This is a genomic window from Streptomyces alkaliterrae (assembly GCF_007097205.2).
Taxonomy (GTDB): Bacteria; Actinomycetota; Actinomycetes; order Streptomycetales; family Streptomycetaceae; genus Streptomyces; species Streptomyces alkaliterrae.
This window is the reverse complement of sequence record NZ_VJYK02000315.1, coordinates 1-6,248: the sequence shown is the minus strand read 5'-3', so window position 1 is coordinate 6,248 and position 6,248 is coordinate 1. Positions and strand designations below refer to the sequence as shown.

Sequence of the window (6,248 nt, the reverse complement as noted above, 5' to 3'; positions counted from 1 at the left end):
AAGTGGAAGGACGGGGTATCAACATATCTGGCGTTGACTTTTGGCACACTGTTGAGTTCTCAAGGAACGGACGCTTCCTTCGGATTCCCTTCCGGGCTTCCTCCGGGCGCTTCCCTTCGGTGTTTCCGACTCTATCAGACTCTTTTCCGTTCCGTTTCCGGCCCGGATTCGAAATCCGATTCCCCTCTTCCACCACAAAGCACCACGCCGACGTTCGCACGCCAGCATTGCCCTGTATCGCAGAGAGGAGATTAGTCGGGTGCCGCCCGCGCTCTCGGCGCCGGGCAGGGGTATGACAGTACAGGCCCCGTCGGACCGAGGCAAATCGATTCCCCGCCGTCGGCCGCAGGCCTCTCGGGGCCCGTGGCGCCCCCGGTCTGACGGGTGTCTTCCCCGCTGGTCGCGGGCGTCTTCCGGCTGGTCCCGTCGCTCGGCCCGGTGCTCTCGCGACTGTCCGGAATCAACGCTTCCGATGACTTAGGCTTCTCGGACGGCACGCGCCCGCGCACGTGGGAGCCACGTGCCAGCACGTACTCGCCCCTTGGGAGGCTTCCCATGACCACCGTGACGTCCCCGCTCGCCGGACGTGTCATCGGACTCGCGGCAGTGCCCGACCCGGTGTTCTCCGGCTCCATGGTGGGGCCCGGTACCGCCGTGGATCCGCTTCCCGAGCCCACCGTGGCCGTGGCGCCGGTCGACGGCATCATCGTCTCCCTTCATCCCCACGCCTTCGTGGTGGTGGACCCGCTCGGGCACGGGGTCCTCACCCACCTTGGTATCGACACCGTCCAGCTCAACGGCGACGGCTTCGAGCTGGTGGCCGCGAAGGGCGACACGGTGCGCCGCGGCGACCCGGTCGTGCGGTGGGATCCGGCCGCCGTCGTCCGGGCGGGCAAGTCGGCGGTGTGTCCGGTGGTGGCGCTGGAGGCGACCGCCGACGCCCTGTCGGACGTACTGATGGACTCGGCCGTGCGCAGCGGCGACACACTCTTCAACTGGATCTGACCAGTGACCGGGTCCGACCAGGAACCGGATCCGACCAGGCCTCCCCTATGAGACAGCCCTACGAGCGGGCCACAGCGCCGTGGCCCGCGACACGAATAGCACGACGGCGGTGGGCAGCCACCGCACGGACCGGAGACGGGTGAGATGGACGCAAAGCTTCGAGGCGTCGGTGTGAGCCACGGTGTGGCGATCGGCGAGGTACGCCACATGGGGACCGCGGTGCTCGAACCGCCGGCCAAGCAGATCGACCCGGACGACACCGAGCGGGAGCAGCAGCGGGCCCGGCAGGCCGTGGAGGCGGTGGCCGCCGACCTCAACGCGCGCGGCAACCTGGCCGGCGGTGAGGCGCAGGCGGTGCTGGAGGCGCAGGCGCTGATGGCGCAGGACCCCGAGCTGTTGGCCGACGTGGACCGGCGCATCACGGTGGGCAGCACGGCCGAGCGGGCGGTGTACGACGCGTTCGCGGCCTATCGGGCGCTGCTGGCCGGGGCCGGTGAGTACTTCGCCGGTCGGGTCGCCGACCTGGACGACGTGCGCAACCGGATCGTGGCCCGCCTGCTGGGTGTGCCGATGCCCGGCGTACCGGACAGTGACGAACCGTTTGTGCTGGTCGCCCGCGACCTGGCGCCGGCCGACACGGCGCTGCTCGACCCGGCGCTGGTGCTCGGCTTTGTCACCGAGGAGGGCGGGCCGACCAGCCACAGCGCCATCCTGGCCCGGGCACTCGGCGTTCCCGCCGTGGTGGCACTGCCCGGCGCCGGTGAGCTTGTCGAGGGTACGGTCGTCGCCGTCGACGGCAGCACCGGTGACGTGGTGGTGAACCCCGACGAGGAGGAGCGGGCGGCGCTCGCCAGGGCCGCCGAGGAGCGCAAGGCCGCGCTGGCTGCGGCCAGTGGCCCTGGTGCCACGTCCGACGGTCACAAGGTGCCGCTGCTGGCGAACGTGGGCGGTCCGGCGGATGTGCCGGCGGCGCTTGAGGCCGGTGCGGAGGGTGTGGGCCTGTTCCGCACGGAGTTCCTGTTCCTGGACGACAGCAAGAGCGCTCCTTCCGAGGAGAAGCAGGTCGCGGCCTACCGCCAGGTACTGGAGGCCTTCCCCGAGGGCCGGGTGGTGGTCCGGGTGCTGGACGCCGGCGCGGACAAGCCGCTGGACTTCCTCACTCCCGCCCACGAGCCGAACCCGGCGCTGGGCGTGCGCGGTCTGCGCACCCTGCTCGACCACCCGGAGGTGTTGCGCACGCAGCTCACCGCGCTGGCCAAGGCCGCCGAGGGTCTGCCGGTGTACCTGGAGGTCATGGCGCCGATGGTGGCGGACCGCGCGGACGCCAAGGCGTTCGCCGACGCGTGCCGGGAGGCCGGTCTCCAGGCGAAGTTCGGCGCGATGGTGGAGATCCCGTCGGCGGCACTGCGGGCGCGCTCGGTGCTGCAGGAGGTCGAGTTCCTGTCGCTGGGCACCAACGACCTGGCCCAGTACACCTTCGCGGCCGACCGGCAGGTCGGCGCGGTCTCGCGGCTTCAGGACCCGTGGCAGCCGGCGCTGCTCGACCTGGTGGCGCTGTCGGCGGAGGCGGCCAAGGCCGAAGGCAAGAGCTGCGGGGTGTGCGGTGAGGCCGCTGCCGATCCGCTGCTGGCCTGTGTGCTGACCGGTCTCGGCGTGACCAGCCTGTCCATGGGCGCGGCGGCCATCCCGTATGTGCGGGCGACCCTGGCCAAGCACACGCTGGCGCAGTGCGAGCGGGCCGCCTCGGCCGCCCGTGCGGCGGACAGCGCGGAGGAGGCCAGGCGCGCCGCGCAGGCGGTGCTCTCGGGGGAGTGACCGCACGGGCCCGGCCGCCCGACCCGGCCGTCGGCCCGTAGGTCTGTCGACCCTCCGACCGGCCGCCCCGCGCAGTGCGCGGGGCGGCCGGTCGTCGTCTGTCGGCGTTCATCGGTCGGCGTTCATCGGTCGGCGTCCGGCAGGAAGAAGCCGGCGCGGTGTTCCACGCCGGGTTCCGGGGCGAGGGGTTCTCCGGTGTACGGGTCGGTGCAGTAGGCGGTGAAGACCTCGGCGGTGGTGAGCGGGCGCAGTCGGCTGCCGACCAGCCGCCAGCCGTGTACGACCTCGCTTTCCCGGTGGGTGCTTCGCAGCACCACGCCGCCGGTGCCCAGCGTGGTGATTCCGGCGGCGAGTACGAGGGCGAGTGCCAGGGCCGCCTCCCTGTTGATCTCGACCTCGCCGGTGGTCCGGTCGTCGCCGGTGTGCAGGGCGGCAGTGAGCGACTGGCCGCCGGCGGCGTCCGGCAACCGTACCGAGCACACGAGGTGGTGTCGGCCGGCGCCGGCGCCGAGCAGCAGTCCGCCGATCAGCTCGACCGCGCGGTCGCAGGCGTCTCGGAGGGCGGGGCTCGGGTCCGGTGTCAGCGTGCCGGGCGGGGCCTTGGACTGGTCCGGGCGGTTGTCGGGCTCCGGCCTCCGCCCGGCGCGGCGGGCGGCGTCGGCCGCACGAAGGCGGTCGATCAGTTCGGTGAGTCGTTGGCCTTGGTAGGTCAGTACGGGATGTTGTCGGTCGGCGGTGTAGCGGGCGCGGGCGGCCGCCGTGTCGGGGTCGGTGCCCGTGGTGGCGCAGTAGCGCGCGTAGTCGCCCGGGTCGAGCAGCGTGACCCGGACGTGTTCCGTGCGGGCGGCGAGGGCGCGGAGCAGGCCGTCAGTCTCGCGTCGGTAGGCGTCGTAGCGGTCGAAGCGGAAGCTGCGGTACCGGCGCATTGTCGCGAACGCCCGCTCGTCGGGCAGGAGCGCGACCGTGGTCGGCGCCTCGCGGCGGAGCAGTCGGCGCGGCGGGCGGCGCCTGGAGCGCGGTGAGCGGCGGGTGTTCCGGGCGGTGGTCGACGAGGTGCGGCGTGCCATGGTTTCCCCCTGGCTGAGGCGATGTGGTCGTCACTCACCGTAGCCAGGGGGTCTGACAACCGGCGTCGGAGCCCGGCCCGGTCAGCGGGCCGCGGCGCGTTCGCGGCCCAGCGTCTCGTAGAAGCGCAGCAGTTCCACGTGGTCCACCGAGCCGGGGTTCACGGCCTTCTCCAGCGGGGTGCCCTGGAGGAGGCGCTTGACGGGTACCTCGAGGCGCTTTCCGGTGAGCGTGTGCGGTACCGCGCTGACCTCGATGATCTCGTCGGGGACGTGTCGGGGGGAGAGTTCGGCGCGGATCGTGGTCTTCACCTTGTCGCGCAGCCGGTCGTCGAGGCGGGCGCCTTCGGCGAGGTGGACGAACAGCGGCATCCAGTAGCCGCCGTCGGGCTCCTCGACGCCGATGACCAGGGATTCGCGGATCTCCGGCAGCCGTTCCACGGCCTCGTAGATGTCGGCGGAGCCCATGCGCACGCCCTGGCGGTTGAGGGTGGAGTCGGAGCGGCCGTGGATGATCACCGAGCCGCGGGAGGTGAGGGTGATCCAGTCGCCGTGGCGCCAGACGCCGGGGTAGGTGTCGAAGTAGCTGTCGTGGTAGCGGGTGCCGTCGGGGTCGTTCCAGAAGTGGACCGGCATCGAGGGCATCGGCCGGGTGACGACCAGTTCGCCGACCTCGTCGACGAGGGGCTTGCCCTGCGGGTCCCAGGACTGGAGGTCGGTGCCCAGGCAGGCGGCCTGGAGTTCGCCGAGGTGGACGGGGAGGACGGGCACGGCGCCGGCGAAGCAGCTGCACACGTCGGTGCCGCCGCTGACGGAGGCGATCCAGAGGTCCCCGTCGGGGCCTGCCACCTCGTCCCGCAGCCAGCGGAAGCCGTCGGGCGGCAGCGGTGAGCCGGTGGTGGCCACGCATCGCAGCCGGGACAGGTCGAGGTCGCGGCCCGGGTGGACCTCGGCCTTCCGGCAGGCCATCACATAGGCGGCGGAGGTGCCGTAGAACGTGGCCTCGGTGAGCTCGGCGACCCGCCACTGGGCGTCGGTGCCCGGATATCCGGGGCTCCCGTCGTAGAGGACGACGGTGGTTCCGGTGAGCAGGCCGGAGACGAGGAAGTTCCACATCATCCAGCCGGTGGAGGTGTACCAGAAGAACCGGTCGTCGGGGCCGAGGTCGCAGTGGAGCGCGAGCTGCTTGAGGTGTTCGAGCAGGATGCCGCCCTGGGACTGGACGATGGCCTTGGGCAGGCCGGTCGTCCCCGAGGAGTAGAGCACCCACAGCGGGTGGTCGAAGGGCACCTGTTCGAAGACCGGTTCGACGTCGGCGGAGGTGAGCGCGTCCCATTCGAGGGCGCCCTCGGGCGCGGCGGTGCCCAGCAGCGGTACGTGGACGACGGCGCGCAGCCCGGGCATCTCGCGTCGCAGCTCGGCGACGGTCTCGGCGCGGTCGTGGGACTTGCCGCCGTAGCGGTAGCCGTCGACGGCGAACAGCACGACGGGTTCCACCTGCTGGAAGCGGTCGAGGACGCTGCGGGCGCCGAAGTCGGGGGCGCAGGAGGTCCACACGGCGCCGACCGCGGCGGTGGCGAGGAGGGCGATCGCGGCCTGGGGCACGTTGGGGAGGTAGCCGCTGACCCGGTCGCCGGGGCGCACTCCGAGCGTGCGCAGTTCGGCGGCGAGTGAGCCGACCTGGCGGCGCAGTTCGGCCCAGCTGACCGGGGTGACCCGCTGGGTCTCGTCGATGTGCAGCAGTGCCGGCTGTTGCGCGCGATCCGGGTTCTCGCCGGCGCGCAGCGCGTGTTCGGCGTAGTTGAGCGTGGAGCCGGGGAACCAGGTGGCGCCGGGCATCCGGTCCTCGCCCAGCGCGGAGCGGTACGGGCTCGCGAAGCGGACGTCGAACCACTCGGCGATCGCCTGCCAGAACGTGTCCAGTTCCTCGACCGACCAGCGCTGGAGTTCCGCGTAGGAGGTCGCGGCGTCGCCCGGGCGGGGGGCGGGGGCGGCGTGCCTCTCGGCGGCCCAGCGGTGGAAGCGGGTGAGCTGGGCCTGCTCGATCCGCTCGGGACCCGGCCGCCACAGGGGTTGGGACTGTTCTGCTGCGCTGTGCGCTGCGCTCATCGAGGCTCCCGGCTCTACGCGTCGTGTGCGTGCTCCGCGCACGTGCGAGGTGTGTGCGCGTGACGCGGGGTTCCAGTGGACGATGCCATGTGATCGTCCACGACACCAGAGTGGTCCGCCGGGGAGGGCGTGGTGGTGCCGCAACGAAGGGCGTTGTGGGGGTGAACGTGAGTTGAACGTGACCGTTGCCGCGGGCCTCCCGGTGGCATGGTGACGTCCATGGATTCTGGAGTCCCCCGCTGGTCGGGGCGGCGG

The 6,248-nt window shown here is 72.1% G+C and carries 4 protein-coding genes; 2 read left to right on the top strand and 2 right to left on the bottom strand.

The genetic code is table 11. From position 1 onward, the window contains the following. Nucleotides 1-555 precede the first annotated feature (555 nt). Together FNX44_RS22390 and ptsP are read left to right on the top strand one after the other, a co-directional pair. Nucleotides 556-1,005, top strand: a complete 450-nt coding sequence (locus FNX44_RS22390; protein WP_143650592.1) for a PTS sugar transporter subunit IIA — start codon at nt 556-558, stop codon at nt 1,003-1,005. Between the two features lie 144 nt (nt 1,006-1,149). Continuing rightward, nucleotides 1,150-2,820, top strand: a complete 1,671-nt coding sequence (gene ptsP / locus FNX44_RS22385) for a phosphoenolpyruvate--protein phosphotransferase (protein WP_143650591.1) — start codon at nt 1,150-1,152, stop codon at nt 2,818-2,820. Nucleotides 2,821-2,942: 122 nt separating this feature from the next. Here ptsP and FNX44_RS22380 read toward each other — a convergent pair whose 3' ends face one another. Both FNX44_RS22380 and FNX44_RS22375 read right to left on the bottom strand, forming a co-directional pair. Next, nucleotides 2,943-3,887 (bottom strand): DUF8829 domain-containing protein, encoded by a 945-nt coding sequence (locus FNX44_RS22380; RefSeq protein WP_228450114.1) that lies wholly within the window; start codon nt 3,885-3,887, stop codon nt 2,943-2,945. An 81-nt stretch (nt 3,888-3,968) separates the two neighbouring features. Then, a complete protein-coding gene (locus FNX44_RS22375) occupies nt 3,969-5,993 on the bottom strand; it encodes an acetoacetate--CoA ligase (protein WP_143650590.1) in 2,025 nt (674 codons plus the stop codon). Nucleotides 5,994-6,248 lie beyond the last annotated feature (255 nt).